The 15,773-nt window shown below is 58.6% G+C and carries 12 protein-coding genes; 3 read left to right on the forward strand and 9 right to left on the reverse strand.

The features are described 5' to 3' along the window. Positions 1 to 6: 6 nt before the first annotated feature. From WCS52_10060 to WCS52_10070, 3 genes are read left to right on the forward strand one after another with little or no spacing between them, the layout of a single operon-like run. Positions 7 to 6,312: an MG2 domain-containing protein gene (locus WCS52_10060; protein MEI6167528.1), complete on the forward strand. Its 6,306-nt coding sequence runs from the start codon at positions 7 to 9 to the stop codon at positions 6,310 to 6,312. A gap of 44 nt (positions 6,313 to 6,356) precedes the next feature. Next, positions 6,357 to 7,631 carry a UDP-N-acetylglucosamine 1-carboxyvinyltransferase gene (gene murA, locus WCS52_10065; GenBank protein ID MEI6167529.1) on the forward strand — a complete coding sequence of 425 codons (1,275 nt, stop codon included), beginning with the start codon at positions 6,357 to 6,359 and terminating at the stop codon, positions 7,629 to 7,631. Beyond that, on the forward strand, positions 7,628 to 8,770 hold the full coding sequence (locus WCS52_10070) for a DUF2786 domain-containing protein (protein ID MEI6167530.1): 1,143 nt from the start codon (positions 7,628 to 7,630) through the stop codon (positions 8,768 to 8,770). Before murA ends, WCS52_10070 begins: the two co-directional genes overlap by 4 nt. Before the next feature lie 17 nt (positions 8,771 to 8,787). Here the strand turns inward: WCS52_10070 and WCS52_10075 are convergent, their stop codons facing one another. The 9 genes from WCS52_10075 to WCS52_10115 form a co-directional block, all read right to left on the reverse strand. Continuing rightward, positions 8,788 to 9,609, reverse strand: coding sequence for a prolyl oligopeptidase family serine peptidase (locus WCS52_10075; GenBank protein ID MEI6167531.1), 822 nt, complete (start codon positions 9,607 to 9,609; stop codon positions 8,788 to 8,790). Then, positions 9,606 to 10,532: an alpha/beta hydrolase gene (locus tag WCS52_10080; protein MEI6167532.1), complete on the reverse strand. Its 927-nt coding sequence runs from the start codon at positions 10,530 to 10,532 to the stop codon at positions 9,606 to 9,608. The genes WCS52_10075 and WCS52_10080 overlap by 4 nt, the downstream gene beginning before the upstream one ends. Positions 10,533 to 10,660: 128 nt before the next feature. Continuing rightward, positions 10,661 to 11,167: a 2-amino-4-hydroxy-6-hydroxymethyldihydropteridine diphosphokinase gene (gene folK, locus WCS52_10085; GenBank protein MEI6167533.1), complete on the reverse strand. Its 507-nt coding sequence runs from the start codon at positions 11,165 to 11,167 to the stop codon at positions 10,661 to 10,663. Between the two features lie 174 nt (positions 11,168 to 11,341). Then, a complete protein-coding gene (gene dapB, locus WCS52_10090; GenBank protein MEI6167534.1) occupies positions 11,342 to 12,145 on the reverse strand; it encodes a 4-hydroxy-tetrahydrodipicolinate reductase in 804 nt (267 codons plus the stop codon). A gap of 72 nt (positions 12,146 to 12,217) precedes the next feature. Then, positions 12,218 to 12,493 (reverse strand): plasmid stabilization protein, encoded by a 276-nt coding sequence (locus WCS52_10095; GenBank protein MEI6167535.1) that lies wholly within the window; start codon positions 12,491 to 12,493, stop codon positions 12,218 to 12,220. Next, complete coding sequence (locus WCS52_10100; GenBank protein ID MEI6167536.1) at positions 12,483 to 12,740, reverse strand: type II toxin-antitoxin system Phd/YefM family antitoxin; 258 nt, start codon at positions 12,738 to 12,740, stop codon at positions 12,483 to 12,485. The genes WCS52_10095 and WCS52_10100 overlap by 11 nt, the downstream gene beginning before the upstream one ends. A 139-nt stretch (positions 12,741 to 12,879) precedes the next feature. Continuing rightward, a complete protein-coding gene (locus WCS52_10105; GenBank protein ID MEI6167537.1) occupies positions 12,880 to 13,938 on the reverse strand; it encodes a hypothetical protein in 1,059 nt (352 codons plus the stop codon). A 46-nt stretch (positions 13,939 to 13,984) separates the two neighbouring features. Beyond that, positions 13,985 to 14,941 (reverse strand): DUF523 and DUF1722 domain-containing protein, encoded by a 957-nt coding sequence (locus WCS52_10110; protein MEI6167538.1) that lies wholly within the window; start codon positions 14,939 to 14,941, stop codon positions 13,985 to 13,987. Positions 14,942 to 15,095: 154 nt separating this feature from the next. Continuing rightward, complete coding sequence (locus tag WCS52_10115) at positions 15,096 to 15,698, reverse strand: glutathione peroxidase (protein ID MEI6167539.1); 603 nt, start codon at positions 15,696 to 15,698, stop codon at positions 15,096 to 15,098. Positions 15,699 to 15,773 lie beyond the last annotated feature (75 nt).

Genomic DNA, 15,773 nt, shown 5'->3' on the forward strand with positions numbered 1-15,773 from the left:
GGCGACATGAACACCCTGCGCAGTTCGGCTTTAATCTCGATTTTTGCCCTTTCACTTCTTCCCGCGCTTCATGCCCAACCCGGGCAACCTGATCCTGACCGTGAATCCCTGCGGAGCCAGGCCCGGAAGCAATCGCAGCAGGGGAATTACAAGGAGGCCCTTGAGGCATTCATATCCCTTGCAACCGATTCCCTGGAAACCCCGGGGCTCGTGGGAAGTGACCTGCAAAGCGCCGTGGACTCCATGGGCGCACTCAACCGGATCAAGGAAGCGGATGCGTTTCTCGAGAAGGTCGTGGAGATCCACTCCAATAACTGGATGGCGTTGGCGGCGGCGGCGAGGTGCCTGTCCCAGGGGGATCATAACGGAACGATCGTGGCGGGTACCTTCGAACGGGGGCCGCACCGGGGCCAGGGCCGTTATGTCAGCTCGGAGGAGCGCGATCGCATCCGGGCCTTGCAATGGATGGTCAAGGCCATGACGCTCATAGAAGGGTTGGCCCGTTCCCCGGGGGGAGAGGCGGGGGCTTTCTATGAGGAATTTGCCCGCATGCTGATGGGCGCCCGGGGCTATCAGGACGCCTGGCGGCTCCAGGTCCTGAGCGATCTGACGGTCCTGCCGGATTACGAGGAGGGTCATATTTACTGGCGAAGCCGGGGCGAAACCCGCGGGGCGCCGGTGGATGAAGCCGGAAACCCGATCCTCTACCCGGTGCCGGTCCGCTACGACGCCGCTGTGAGTGATGGTGAACGCTGGCGTTGGATGCTGAAACGGGCGACGGACCATGACCGGTCCCGCGCCGTTGCCGTTAAAATAACCCGGGCCGGCTTTCTGAGTCAGCAATTCGGGGTGGAAACCCTGGTCCGGGGTAACTGGCAGATGCCGCGGATTGACGAGGATGACCCCACTGCGGCCACGGCCACGCTGGCGCTTCATACCCTGGCCGATGACGAGACCGTCGCCCGGCTGGCTGCGGGAATCAAGCGGTTCCGCCTGCCACCGGAGTTCGACTTTATCCGGCTTTACAGGGACGTCGCCGCCGAACCCAAATCCAGCGATGCCGAATCCGCCCTCAACGCCCTGGCCGAACTCTTCACCAACCGGCGCCAATACGAGCAGGCGGCCGCCTATTGGCGCGAGAGCATCAAGGGCTATGGCGCGGGCCAGGAGAACTGGAAGCAGAAACGACTCGACCAGATCGTCGGCAACTGGGGGCGGTTCGAACCGGCCCTGACCCAGCCCGCCGGACAGGGGGCGTCGCTGGAGTATCGCTTCCGGAACGGAACCCGGGTGGTGTTGGATGCCCGGGAAATCAACGTCCCTGAACTGCTGGCGGACATCAAGGAGTACTTGAAGTCCAACCCGAAAGAGTTGGATGGCGGGCGGCTAGCCCTCGATAACATTGGCTTCATGCTGGTTGAAAAAAACCTGACCAAATACCTGGGGCGTGAAACGGCCCGCTGGGAGTTGCCCCTCACTCCGAAACCGCGTCACTTCGACCGGGTGGTAACCGTGAACACCGGACTCAAGACGGCGGGCGCCTATCTGCTGACCGCAACGATGGCGAATGGGAATGTGAGTAAAATCGTGGTCTGGGTGAACGATACCGTGATCGCCCGCAAGCAATCGGACAAGGCCGCCTGGTTCTATGTGGCGGATGCGGTCAGTGGTAAACCGCTCGAGGGGGTGAACGTCGAGTTCTTCGGGTACCGGCAGGATTACATCCAGAACTGGAAATCCATTGGCCGGCATTACAATGTCCTCACCACCGCCTTTGCCGAGACCACCGATCCGGATGGCCAGGTAACTGCCTCCCGGAAAGATATCGAGCACACCTACCAGTGGTTGATCACGGCTACCACCCCCGACGGCCGCCTCGCCTTCATCGGGTTCTCGCCGTTCTGGTATTGGCAGGATCAATATTCCGGTCAGGATTATAATCAGCGCAAAGTGTTTGGCATCAGCGACCGGCCGGTGTACCGGCCGGACCAGAAGGTGAACTTCAAATTCTGGATCCGCCAGGCCCGTTATGACGAGGACAACACCTCCGATTACGCCGATCAGGATTTTGCCGTCATCATCACGAACCCCAAAGGCGACAAGGTGTTTGAGAAAACCTACAAGACCGATGGCGTGGCCGGGCTGCAAGGCGACCTGATGCTCCCGAAGGATGCGGCGCTGGGTCAGTATTATGCCTATATCTGGAAGGGGGGAAGCAGTTGGGGTGGAATGAACTTCCGGGTGGAGGAGTACAAAAAACCTGAGTTCGAGGTGACGATTGATGCACCCAAGGAGCCCGTCATGCTGGGCGAGACGATGACCGCGACGATAAAGGCGAAATACTATTTCGGTGCCGCCGTGAAGAAGGCGAAGGTCAAGCTCAAGGTCACCCGCACCAGTTACAGTGCCAACTGGTACCCGCCCATGCCCTGGGATTGGTTCTATGGGCCCGGCTATTGGTGGTTTGCGTCCGACTACGCCTGGTTTCCCGGCTGGCGGGACTGGGGTTGCTTGTGCCCGCGCAGCTGGTGGTGGCCGGCTCCCTCTACCCCGCCCGAACTGGTGGCCGAGGCGGAAGTGCCCATCGGTGAGGATGGCACGGTGAAGTGGCCGATCGATACCCGGCTGGCGAAGGAACTGCACGGCGATACCGACCACAAGTATGAGATCACCGCCGAAGTGACCGACGAGTCACGGCGGACGATTGTCGGCCAGGGTACGGTGCTGGTCGCGCGTAAGCCCTTCAAGGTCACCGCCTGGGTCGACCGGGGGCACTACCGCCAGGGTGACGTGGTGAAGGCAGACTTTGCGGCGCGGACGCTCGACGGAAAACCCGTCAAGGGCGGGGGTGAACTGGTGCTTTACCGGGTCGGTTACAAGAACGGGACGCCGGTGGAGAGCGTAGTCCGGAAGTGGGAGCTCGACACGAATGAGGAGGGGCTGGCTTCCCAGAAGATTCAGGCCTCTGCAGCAGGCCAGTACCGGCTGTCCTACACCGTGAAGGATGAGAAGCGCCACTCCATCGAAGGCGGTTATGTGTTTGTGGTCCGCGGTGAGGGGTTCGATGGACGGGACTTCAAGTTCAGCGAACTCGAACTCATTCCCGAAGCCCGCGAATACCGGCCGGGCGACAAGGTGCGCCTGATGATCAATACCGATCATCCCGGGGCCACCATCCTGCTATTTGTGCGGCCGTCAAACGGCGTCTACCTGAAGCCGAAACTGCTGCGCCTGGCCGGGAAGAGCACGATCGAGGAAATTGAAGTGGTCCGGAAAGATATGCCCAACTTCTTTATCGAAGCCATGACGGTGTTTGATGGACGGCTCTACACCCAGACGCGCGAAATCATCGTTCCCCCGGAGAAGCGGGTTTTGAATGTCGATGTGCTGCCCTCGGCCGAAACCTTCAAGCCCGGTGAACAGGCGACGATCAAGGTGCGGGTCACGGACTTCTTCGGGCAGCCCCTGGCCGGTTCCACGGTGATGAGTGTGTATGACAAGGCGGTCGAATATATTTCCGGCGGCTCCAACGTGGAGGGGATCCGTGACTTCTTCTGGAAATGGCGCCGGCACCACACGCCCCACACGGAAAGCAATCTGGATCGATGGCTTTCGAACCTGACGCCTCCACGGATGTTGACCATGGATAACCTCGGGATATTCGGGGAAGGGGTGGTCGATGAGGTCGGGGAAACGTTTGGTCTGGTGAAACGAAAAGGTGAGGCAGGCCGCGGTAATGCACGATCCCTGAGAATGGCCGGGCGTGAAGACGGCATGGTGATGGCCGCCGCGAAGAGCAGCATGATGGAAATGGCGGCCCCGGCTTGCGCGCCAGCTGAAGGTATGAACGCATTGGCCTCAACATTGGATGGCGATCAAGGCGGGGGCGGTTCCGGCGCGGCCGTTGAGCCGGTGGTGCGCTCAGCCTTCGCTGATACCGCCTACTGGAATCCCGCGCTGGATACTGATTCCAACGGGATCACCGAGGTCAGCTTCAAGATGCCCGAGAATCTGACCGGATGGAAAATCAAGACCTGGGTAATGGGGCAGGGCACGAAAGTGGGGGAGGGCGTGGCGGAGGTAGTGACGGCCAAGAAGGTGATGCTCCGGTTGCAGGCCCCGCGCTTCTTTGTTGAAAAGGACGAGGTGGTGCTCTCGGCCAACATCCATAACGCCCTGAAGACCGACAAATCGGTTCAAGCCGTGCTGGAAGTGGACGGCGGGTGTCTGGAGCTGCAGGGCGCAGCCGCTGCGGGCAATCAGGTGGCAGCCGCCGTCCCGGCGGCTGTTGGGAAGCGGCAAGGAAGCCCGAATGCGTTCGCCGGGACGTCGAACGCCACCCTGATAAAAATCAAAGCGGGCGAGGATCAGCGCGTCGATTGGCGCGTAAAGGTCGTTCGCGAAGGAACGGCCGTCGTCCGCATGAAGGCCCTGACGGATGAGGAGTCCGATGCCATGGAGATGACCTTCCCGGTCTATGTCCACGGGATGCTCAAGACTGAATCCTGGTCAGGGGTGCTGCGGCCGGACCGTGACCGCCAGGACGTCACGGTCACGGTCCCCGCCGAGCGGCGGCCCGAGTCATCCCGGCTGGAGCTCCGTTTCTCGCCGACCCTGGCCGCTGCCCTGGTGGATGCGCTTCCCTATATGGTGGATTATCCTTACGGCTGCACCGAGCAGACGCTTAACCGGTTCCTTCCCACGGTGCTCGTTCAGAAGGTGCTCAAGGAGATGGGGCTGGATCTTTCGGCGATCCGGGATAAACAGACCAACCTGAATTCCCAGGAAATCGGCGATGACAAGGAGCGGGCGGCGCAATGGAAGCGGAGCCATCAGACTGATTCCGGGCAGGACCGTAACCCGGTGTTTGATGAGGCCGTGGTAAACGACATGGTGAAGCAGGGGCTCAAGGCGCTGACGGCCATGCAGTGTGACGATGGCGGGTGGGGCTGGTTCTCCGGCTGGGGCGAACACTCCTGGCCGCACACCACGGCCACGGTGGTGCATGGCCTTCAGATCGCAAAACAGAACGGGGTTGCACTGGTGCCCGGCGTGCTGGAACGGGGAGTGGACTGGCTCGGGAAATATCAGGCGGAGGAATTACGGAAGTTGAGGAATACCGCGTTGCATCTCACCCTCCTGGATGGCAAGGATCATGCCGATGACATGGATGCCTTCGCCTATATGGTATTGGTGGATGCGGGCAAGGACAGTTCCGCCATGCGCGACTCCTTGTACAATGGCCGGACGAATCTCTCGGTCTATGCCAAGGCGATGGTCGGACTCGCCCTGCATCGCAGCGGTCAGGTTGAAAAGCGGGATATGATCCTGCGCAATATCGGGCAGTATCTGGTCCGGGATCCTGAAAACCAGACCGCCCACCTCAACCTCGGGAACGACGGCTATAGGTGGTGCTGGTATGGCAGCGAGACCGAGGCGCATGCCTATTACCTGAAACTGCTGGCGGCGACGGAGCCCAAGGGAGAGGTGGCTCCGGAACTGGTCAAGTATCTGCTCAACAACCGCAAGCATGCCACCTATTGGAACTCCACGCGCGACACGGCATTGTGTCTCGAGGCCATGGCGGAGTATCTCAAGGCGAGCGGGGAGGATAAGCCCGACATGACGGTTCAGATTTATGTGGATGGCGCCAAGGTCAAGGAAAGCCGGATTACGGCTGACACGCTCTTCGCGTTTGATAACAAGCTGGTGATGGAAGGTCCCGCCGTGACCACCGGTAAACATCTGATCGAGGTGCGGCGAGTGGGGCGCGGGCCGGTGTATTTCAACACCTACTTGACCACCTTCACGCTGGAAGACCCGATCACCCGCGCGGGCCTGGAGATCAAGGTCAACCGGTCGTTCTATAAGCTCGTACCTGCCAAAAAGACCATCAAGGCGGCAGGCTCACGCGGTCAGGCGCTGGACCAGAAGGTCGAGAAATTTGAACGCCAACGGCTCACCAACGGAGATCGCCTCAAGAGCGGAGACCTGATCGAGGTGGAACTGGAGATCGCGAGCAAGAACGACTACGAATACATCCTCTTCGAAGACATGAAGGCGGCGGGCTTTGAGCCCGTAGACGCGCGGAGCGGCTACACGGGGAATGATCTGGGGGCCTACGTCGAGTTCCGTGATGAGCGGGTCTGTTTCTTTGTCCGTCAGTTGGCGCGAGGCCAGAACAGTGTGGCCTACCGGCTGCGGGCCGAGATCCCCGGCCGGTTCAGCGCCCTTCCGACCAAGGGCAGTTCCATGTATGCCCCGGAGTTGAAGGCCAATTCAGACGAGATGAAGTTACGGATTGAGGATTAATGGTACTTGCGCTTCTGTTTCGGCTCTGGCAGGTTTAAATTTATATGGCACGATTCATTATTCATGGCGGGAAGCGCCTTTCGGGAACCTACGTTCCAAGCGGCAATAAAAATGCCGTGCTCCCGATGTTGGCGGCCTGTGTTCTGACCGATAAACCCGTGACGCTTGAAAACGTACCGCTGATTGAGGATGTTCACACCATGCTGGAGCTGCTCTCCGGCCTGGGCGTGGAGATCGGAGTGAAGGACCATACGGTTACCCTTTGTGCCAAAGGACTACGCCGCAGCAAGTTGGATCCTGTTTTATGTAGTAAAGTCAGATCGTCCATTTTGCTGGCAGGCCCTATGGCGGCCAGGCTGGGGAAGGTCACACTCTCTCCTCCCGGTGGTGATGTGATTGGACGTCGCCGGTTAGACACTCATTTCCAGGGGTTGCAGGCGTTGGGGATTGACGTAGAGGGTGGCCAGAATTTCGTCTTCCGCCGGAAACGATTTGAAGGCGCGGCCATGGTCCTCGATGAGGCCAGTGTGACGGCCACGGAAAACGTGCTGATGGCGGCCACCCTGGCCCGCGGGCAGACGACCATTTTTAATGCCGCTTGTGAGCCGCACGTGACAGATCTGGCCTTGCTGCTCAACAAGATGGGCGCGCAGATCTCGGGGTTGGGCACCAATCGCCTCGTGATCAACGGGGTCGACGCCCTGCAGGGAGCAACGCACCGGGTGCAGCCTGACTATATTGAGATTGGTAGTTTTGTGGCGGCCGCTGCCGCGACAGGGGGCGATTTGCGGGTGACGGGGGTGGAGCCTGAGCCGATGCTGATTATCGGGAAAACCTTCCAGAAGCTGGGAATTAAATTGCAGATGGAGGGGACCACGGTATCCCTCTCCCCCCGCCGGGCCATGCGGATCACCAAGGATTTTGGTGGGGCGATTCCAAAGATCGAGGATGGGCCCTGGCCGAGTTTCCCGTCGGATTTGATGAGTGTCTCCCTGGTGGCGGCCACGCAGACGAAGGGGACCATCCTCTTTTTTGAAAAGATGTTTGAGAGCCGGATGTATTTTGTTGATTACCTGATTGGCATGGGAGCGGGGGTGGTGGTGTGCGATCCGCACCGGGTATTGGTTACCGGGCCCGCCCGCCTCCATGGCATCCATATGGCCAGCCCTGATATCCGTGCCGGCATGGCTCTTCTGATTGCCGCCCTTTGCGCCAAAGGCGAGAGCGTCATCAACAACGCCCAGAGCATTGACCGCGGCTATGAGCGCGTCGAAGAGCGCCTCCGCGCCCTTGGCGCCGACATCGTGCGGGAAGGATGAAGCGGGTAGAGGGGCAGGGCTTCATTCATTTTATGCATTCGCCTGAATTCCACCAGGAACTGGAACGGCGCATCCTTCACGGACTGATCTGTGAATGGAAGAGCGCCGTCGGCATGCTGTCGCCCCCCCTCAGGAAGCGACTGGCCTTACCCGGCTTCGAACTCCGTGATTTTGAAAAGCGGTGGGCTGAGTGGCATCGCGACCGGCGGCTCATGGCTTTCAGCCGCAAGTTGGTCCTGAACCACCGGTGGATGACCGTCCGGGAGGTTCTACTCCATGAGCTGGCCCACCAGGTGACGGATGAAGTGCTCGGCGGGGCCGATCAGCCGCATGGCACCCGGTTTCAGGAGGCCTGTCGTCTGGTCAACGCGGATCCCCGCGCGGCGGGGGACTTTCCTTCTCTCTATGAGACGCTTAACACGGGGGAACTCGATGACAATGACCGGATCCTGTTGCGTGTGAAAAAACTGCTGGCCCTGTCTGGAAGTTCCAACCGGCATGAGGCTGAGCTGGCCATGACGAAAGTCCACGAGACTATTGCCCGCTACAATATTGATCTGTTGTCCAGTCCGGCACACCGGCAGTATTGCAGCCTCTGTCTCGGGGAGCCCCGGCTGAAGCAGTCGGCCGACGAGTACGCCTTGAGCCGGTTGCTACAGGATTACTACTTCGTGGAAGCCGTATGGATCTGTGCCTATGTGGTCGAGAAGGAACGGATGGGCCGGATTCTTGAAATCAGCGGCACCACGGAGAACGTCAAGATGGCCGGTTACGTGTATGACTTTCTCAAGCGGACCATCAAGGACCAGTGGCAGGTGTTCAAGAAGGGGCGCATCGGCAAGCCCGGCAGCAAGGTGGATTTTGCGCTGGGCCTGTTGAGCGGTTTTTCGGAAAAGCTGAAGACCCAGGACAGCGCGCTTGAGAAAGACAGCCCCGCCACCTATGCACTGATGAAGCGGGCGGATATTCAGCTCGCGACGTATCTGCGGGTCCGCCACCCCCGGCTCCGCAAGTCGTCCGGCTCCGGCCGCAACATCGATCAGGATGTTCTCCGCGCCGGTCAGGCCGTAGGCCGCAAGACCATCCTCTCCAAGCCCCTCGAACGCGGGATCATCCGCCGTAAATTCCTGTTGGGCTGAGAGGGGCCTGCGATTGGCTATTTTGCAGACTGTTTCGAAGGGCGGCGCTGCGCCAGCAACCAGGTTGAGAGAGAGGCCTCCTTATAGGCCGGCCCCCAGGCCCCGTGACCGCATTTCGGAATATACGTGGCTTTGGGTTGGCCGCCGGCTGCAATAATGGCATCAATCATACGGCGCGTCTGATTCACCTCAATCACCGTATCGACTTCGCCATGCCATGCCCAGAGGGGAAGTGTAGTGAGTTTGCCGGCCAGTGCGGGATCCCCGCCGCCACAGATCGGGATGGCGGCGGCGAAGAAGTCAGGCCAGCGCTGGATGGCTTCCCACGTCCCATACCCGCCCATGGATAAGCCTGTAATGTAAATGCGATCGGGATCGACCGCTCCCCCGGCGACGAGTGAGTCGATCAACTGCTTGGTCAGCTGCAGCATCGGCGTCGGCGCTCCGTTCATAGTCTCTGTTTTGGTGCTCCAGCCATAGGTTGCCCAGAGTTGGCTTGGCGGAACCTGCGGGATGACAACGAAACACGGCGTTACGGCCTGCACGGCCTTGAGCAGCGGCAGGAAATGCCCCACCTGGCTGGTATTGTTGGTTCCCCGTTCGCCAGCCCCGTGCAGACAAACCAGAAGCGGATAGCGTTGGCCGGGTTCCATCTTCGGCGGTGCGCTAAACCGGTACCGGAGTAGGGCGTTGGTCTGATGTGGCGCAGTAAAGGTGAGCGCCTGGTACGCGTCGAGAGGCGAAGGTTTGGGTGAAGCGACGGCATTCGTGGGGTTGGCCGACGCCAGGGTCTGAAATAAACTAAACGCTAATACTGAAAAGAGGGATAAATGTTTCATGGCCGAGTGATATTTCCTTGTTTTACAGCAGGTCCCTTTTTCTGAACCGTCTCCCGGATGAACTGGAGCAGGTAGGCGTAAGCGGCGTCCATGATGCTGCCGTGGTTGGTGCCGGGCACCTCATAATACAGACAGTTGGTGTTGCCGGCGGCGACCATGGCGTCGTGCATAAGTTTGTTGTCTGCAGGGCGACTGCCGACATCCAGTCCCGTACCTCCTGTCAGCAGAATCAACGGCGGGACGTTGGTGGAGACGTGGGAGAGAGGGGCGTAGTCATCAATGACGATCTGGCTCTTAGGTAGGCCCCGTTCGGCCCGGATGGCCATGTGGGTGATCATTTCGCCACTAATGGAGATGGTGCCGGCGAAATCCCATGGGGTGAAGCCGACCTTTTCCAGGAACCGCGGCATTGTCGCCAGACAGGTTGCCAGATAGGCGCCAGCGGAGTGGCCGCTAATGAAGACGGTGTCAGGGTCACCATTATACTGGGCGATGTTTCGTTTCACCCAGGCCGCGGCGGCGGCCGCGTCCTCAAGGTAGGCGGGGCACTTGGCTTTGGGTGACAGGCGGTAATTCGGCGTGACGATGACACAGCCGAGATGCTTGTACAGTTCCATCTTCCATTCCTTGGACCCACCCGTCATGCCGCCGCCATGAAAGAAGATCAGGACCGGCGTATTCTTCTGATGGGTCGGGTAAAAGATATCCAGCTTGCAGCGTTCGGCGAGGTAGGCGTCTTCATTCCGGGTTTTCTCGTCGTAGTAGGGGAGGTCGTTGACCTGCTGGTAGTTTTTGACGATCGCCTCGCAGGAGAGCGTGCGAAAGGTGGACGGATCAAAGTCGGGTAGCGACGGCGATTCCGCCGTGGCCGCAAACGGCGATAAGACAAGCAAGAGGCATGGCAACATCAGTTTGGCAGACATAAAGACTCCTTCTCAAATCCTGAAGATAAAACCAACTACGAAAGGCGCGAAATCCGCGAAAGGAATTTGTTGTGAACGTAATTATTTCGCGCTTTTCGTGTGTTTCGTAGTTTAAATCTTTCGTTTACTCACCATTCGTGTTCAGCCCGGTACAGGGTGATGTTTGAGTCGGGCAGACTCTTGAGAACATCAGAAATCTGGCGGGGCTCACCCGGCAGACGCAGAAAGGGCCGCACATCCGCCAGAGGCTGAACCACGAACCGGCGCTGGGCCCAGCGGGGATGGGGGAGATCCAGAATCCCGTCCGCCCGCTGGATATTGCCCGCATAGAGCACATCAATATCAATCACGCGGGGCGCATTCCGGTCTTCCGAGCGAACCCGGCCCATATCGGCCTCAATTTGATGCAGGGCCGCAGACAACGCGGAAAGCTCCATGGACGTCTGGATGATAACGACGGTATTGAGGAAATGCAGGGTGGTATATTCCGGTTTCACGTCCACCGGTTCCGTTTCATAAATGGGCGCCTTGGCGAGAATCACGGTGTCGGGTAGCGCGTCAATGCGCCGGGTCGCCTCGCGCAGGTTGTCGAGACGATGATCCAGATTTGATCCTAAACTGAGGCCGATTTCCATATCCCAGACAATAGAGAAAGCGGGACTTGTGGGAAAGCTGATATTTGCCTATCGTGCCGCTATATTCCTGCCGGGGAAGGGCTGAAAGCCGGGCGAGGCCCTCAAGAAACGCGGGCCCCGCCAGGAGCAATATCTGTTTGGTTACTGGCCGCTGCCCTGAAGGGCGTCGTCCGGTTAGCGCAGGCCCAGCACATCCTGCATGTCGTACAGGCCGGGCTTCTGGGTAACGAGCCAACTGACGGCGTGAAGGGCTCCTTTGGCTAGGGCATCACGACTGGTGACACGATGACTAATCTCCACCCGCTCCCCCTCGGTGGCAAAAAGGACGGTGTGATCGCCAATGATATCGGCCGCGCGCAGGGCGTGAATCCCGATCTGGCCCTTGGGCCGTTCATCCCCGAGTCCTTCGCGACCAAAGATGACGACATCCCGGAAATTCTGTTTACGGCCATGAGCCACCTTCTCGCCAAGACGGAGTGCGGTGCCGCTGGGGGCGTCTTTTTTGTACCGGTGATGCGCCTCTGTAATTTCGACATCATAATCCAGCCCGAGCACCTTGCCCGCCTGTTCCACCAGGGCAAACAGAAGATTGACGCCAAGACTCATATTGGGGGCGGAGACGATAGGAATGAGTTTGGCGGACTGGTCCACCGCAGCACGTTCATCGGGATTCAGACCCGTTGTGCCGATGACGACCGCTTTCTTGTGGGCTACGGCATGCTTGAGGGTGACTGGTACGTTCTCATGAAAGCTGAAGTCAATTAAAACATCCGACGCTTTGACGGCGGCCGCCAAATCACTGGTAATGAGAACTCCATTGTCGCCAACGCCTGCGATCAGGCCGATATCTTTGCCGCATAATGGCGAGGATGCCGATTCGACTGCCGCCACCAGTTCAAGTTGCGGCATCAATTTTAAACATCGAGTCAAGGCCTGTCCCATCCGACCCGCCGCACCAACAATCGCTACTTTGATCATGATTTTCTCCGAATTAGATGGAGGGGAGAATAGGACGTATCGACGGTGTCGTCAACGAAACAGGAAATCCAATCAGTACACTTCGTCATGGGTCCCTATGTTTACAGGGATGATCGTTTTTCCTTCGACCAGGAATTCGATGGTAATGCGATAGGCAATGTTGATCGAAACCGAGTGGAGTTCTTCAAGCGGTCCCTTGAGCTTGTGGAGACGAAGAGAAGGATGGAACGGATCCAGTTCCATCAATTCCAGGGTTTTCTCGTACTGTTTTAGCAGTGCGGGATGTTTTCGGATAAACTTCGCGGCCCGTCGGGTATAGCTGTGCGTGAAGACAAGGTTATAGTTCATCCTGTATCCGTTGGATGTGCCCTTTGACGGTCTTGTCAGCGATGCGTCCGGCGTGATAGTCCGCCCGTGCTTCGCGAACGGCGCCTGAAAGTTCCCATTCGCGCAGGGCGTCATACTTCTCAATGGTCATCACCACATAACGGCTCTTGCCATGCACCGTGATAATGGCTTCACCATCCTGACGCAATACAGAGGGAAACGCAGACACGCCTCTGCGCTTAAGATCGGCCGCAGATAAAGTACTCATATAAACCTCTTTTTAGTACTGATATTAGTACTATTATGCGCGCGGCGCGTCAAGGGCGTTTGCGAGCTTCGCGACTTCTGTTCAAATCTCTTGGATTCGCGGGTATTTAGATGCGTCTACCCTGCGTTTGCGGGGAAGGTTATGAAAAAGGGTTCCGGGCGAATGAATAGTCTGGCCGCTGCCCCTTGAACTGCCAGTCCATGAAGTCGAGAAAGACGATCCAGTCGGCCAGATCATGGGAATGGCCCCCCTCCCGATAGGCTATACCGATCTTGTCCTCGGCATTGAGAAACCGGAAGGCCTCCCTTGCGGCCAGATAGGTTTGCCAGGTCCCGGTGGGATTCGCCCACAGATCCCCTAGCGCCTCGGTGGTCAGGAGGGCACGCGGCGCAATCAGCGCCTTGAGAAAATGCTGGTCAAAGGGAAGCGCTGACTCACGACCCAGATAGGTTTTAAAGGCCGGGCCATACCAATAGGGGAAGCCGCGCAGACTATCAGCTAGGGTCTCGGAGTGAGGCCCCTGGAGCCGGTAGCTCCCGGCCCCGCCGGATCCGGAATTGTTGGCCGCGGTCAGGGCAATGCGCTCGTCCGTAGCTCCTGCCAGCAGGGTCGTTTTGCCACCCCGTGAATGGCCAATGATGGCGATCTGGGCGGCATTGACGAAACTCATCTTCACCAGAGCGTCCACACATCGGTGGTAGCCCCAGGCCCAGGCGGCGAGGGCGCCGTAGGTGCCCTCCGGATAAACCCGGTAGAGTCCCGAAATGCGGTCGGAGTGGTTGATGTCAGGGACAATTTCCGTGCGGTTGAATTGCGCCAGAATGGCCCCCCGGCTCAGGACTTCCTTCGCGACCTCCTCGGAGGCATAGCGCCAGCAGGCGTCACCGGTCAGAACGACAGGAAAGGGGCCGTCGCCGGGCGGGATCAAGGTGGTCATGAGAAAGCTGAACCGGCGATCCGCGCCAATGATAATCCGCCAGGTGCTGAAACGGGCCCCTGCCGGAATTTTCAGGGTGGTTGTGTGCAACTCTTCGGCATAACAGCTGTCGGGTTTAGGCGGGAGACCGCCGTATTCAATTCCCACGACCAGCTCCCGCATCTCGTCGCGGCGTTTCTGCCAGCTTGCCTGTGAGGTGACAGGCGTTCCATTTGTGAAATGAAGCAGGTCGTTCAATACCGGATCAGGTTTTTGATTCATATGTATTCAACTTTCAACTCGTAACTCACGACTCTGGACTCTCTCCTCACGCATGATTGCGCAACTTGAGTTCCAGCGGGTGCGGATCAAGATAGTACTGTTCCTTCAAATACTCGATGTCGTGTTTAAAGACGTAATGACGCAGCATGGTCACCGGGACAATCAGGGGGATCAGACCCGCGTGATACTGGCCAATAATGTCGGCCAGTTCTTTCCGGTCCGCATCGTCGGCCTTGCCCCGCAGGTAGCCGGCCATATGCTGCAGGATATTGGTATGCTTCGGGACGGTGGCTAAAGTCTTGAGTGCCCGCATGAGCTTGGCCTCATAGATCGGGATGTGGGTCCGCGCCTGGGCCGGTTTCAACGCCGCCAATTCGCGGCCCATCTCCCGCATCAGGGCTTCATGGTGGGCCTGGATGAGCAGTTTGTTACGTGCATGGAAGGTCATCAGGGTCGCCAGGGTCGGGGCAGCCTTAACGGCGTTCCGGTAGCGCCAGAGCGTGAAGACGCGCTCGATAAAGTTCTCCCGCAGGTCCGGATCGTTCAGCCGGCCTTCATCCTCACAAGGGAGCGTTGTGAAATGCGCCTGGAAGGCCTTGCCGAAAAGCCCGGGGGCCTTGCCGCCCACCATCCCTTTGGCGTTATAGACCTTAACGTTTTCCATGCCGCTGCTGGGGGAGCGGGATTTGAAAATAAACCCGAACAAGCCTTCGTTCTCAAGTTCCGTGACACGCCGGGCGGCCCACTTCAGCATCTGCTCGGTGTGGTCGATTTCGGTACGGGTGGTTATCAGGCGGGGATGGGCGGGATCGCCAACCAGTCGCATCGACTCGCGCGGGACGGTCATCCCGCACTCCACCTCAGGGCAGACGCCGACGAACTCGAAATATTGCCCCAGCGTGTCCGTAATGTAATGGTCATGCTTGTGCTGGCCATCATAGCGCACGGGCTGTCCCAGAAGACAGGCGCTCACACCAATCCGGATTTTTTCAATGTCAGCCATATCCTTGTCCTTAGTTCTCTACGTGATCCCGATGGGTTTAAGAGGTTGCGACGGAGCGCAACCCTCCATTGCAGGAGATCTCTCTGTTGTTTTGCATTAATGGAGGGTTTTGCTCTGTCAAAACCTGCCTCTGCATCTGTGAGACCTCGTTCCTTCAGGATTTGGATTCAAGCGCCTTTTCGATGGCCGTGATCACATCCTTGTCCTCGGGTGTCGTCCGGCTACCGAACCGGTTGAGGATATGGCCATCGCGGCCGATGAGGAACTTATTGAAGTTCCAGGTGATCTTGCCGCTGAATTCAGGGTTGGTCGTTTTATCGGTCAGGAATTTGTAGAGCGGATGCATCGAGCCGCCCGTGACGGTGATCTTCTCGAACATGGGAAAGGTCACGTGGAATTTCAAGGAACAGAACTGGGCAATCTCCTGATTGGAGCCCGGCTCCTGGAAGAGGAAGTCATTGGCCGGGAAGCCCATGACGACCAGGCCACGGTCCTTGTAGGTTTCGTAGAGCTTCTGCAGGCCAGCATACTGGCCGGTGAATCCGCACTTGCTTGCCACATTGACGATCAGCAGGACCTTGCCCTTATATTCAGAAAGGGAACCGGCCTTGCCGTCGATCTGTTTCACGGAGAAGTCATAGATGCTGCTCATGGTAGGGGTCTCCTTTTGCTGTGCCTGAACCGCGCCGGCCAGGAACAATCCCGGAACGACGAGACGCAAGGCCTTGAACCAGATAGATCGTGAACCCGTTTTCATAACGAACCCTCCCCGGAGAAGACGCGCTCATCACGTCCTATCCTGCCGTCGAGGATAGACCTCTCCCTGCAGGGA

The sequence above is a fragment of the bacterium genome, assembly GCA_037128595.1.
Classification (GTDB): Bacteria; Verrucomicrobiota; Kiritimatiellia; order CAIKKV01; family CAITUY01; genus JAABPW01.

Excerpts from the sequence above, each read along its gene's own strand:
- WCS52_10060 (MEI6167528.1), top strand. The coding sequence starts at position 7 with ATGAACACCCTGCGCAGTTCGGCTTTAATCTCGATTTTTGCCCTTTCA.
- murA (MEI6167529.1), top strand. The coding sequence starts at position 6,357 with ATGGCACGATTCATTATTCATGGCGGGAAGCGCCTTTCGGGAACCTAC.
- WCS52_10070 (MEI6167530.1), top strand. The coding sequence starts at position 7,628 with ATGAAGCGGGTAGAGGGGCAGGGCTTCATTCATTTTATGCATTCGCCT.
- WCS52_10075 (MEI6167531.1), bottom strand. The coding sequence starts at position 9,609 with ATGAAACATTTATCCCTCTTTTCAGTATTAGCGTTTAGTTTATTTCAG.
- WCS52_10080 (MEI6167532.1), bottom strand. The coding sequence starts at position 10,532 with ATGTCTGCCAAACTGATGTTGCCATGCCTCTTGCTTGTCTTATCGCCG.
- folK (MEI6167533.1), bottom strand. The coding sequence starts at position 11,167 with ATGGAAATCGGCCTCAGTTTAGGATCAAATCTGGATCATCGTCTCGAC.
- dapB (MEI6167534.1), bottom strand. The coding sequence starts at position 12,145 with ATGATCAAAGTAGCGATTGTTGGTGCGGCGGGTCGGATGGGACAGGCC.
- WCS52_10095 (MEI6167535.1), bottom strand. The coding sequence starts at position 12,493 with ATGAACTATAACCTTGTCTTCACGCACAGCTATACCCGACGGGCCGCG.
- WCS52_10100 (MEI6167536.1), bottom strand. The coding sequence starts at position 12,740 with ATGAGTACTTTATCTGCGGCCGATCTTAAGCGCAGAGGCGTGTCTGCG.
- WCS52_10105 (MEI6167537.1), bottom strand. The coding sequence starts at position 13,938 with ATGAATCAAAAACCTGATCCGGTATTGAACGACCTGCTTCATTTCACA.
- WCS52_10110 (MEI6167538.1), bottom strand. The coding sequence starts at position 14,941 with ATGGCTGACATTGAAAAAATCCGGATTGGTGTGAGCGCCTGTCTTCTG.
- WCS52_10115 (MEI6167539.1), bottom strand. The coding sequence starts at position 15,698 with ATGAAAACGGGTTCACGATCTATCTGGTTCAAGGCCTTGCGTCTCGTC.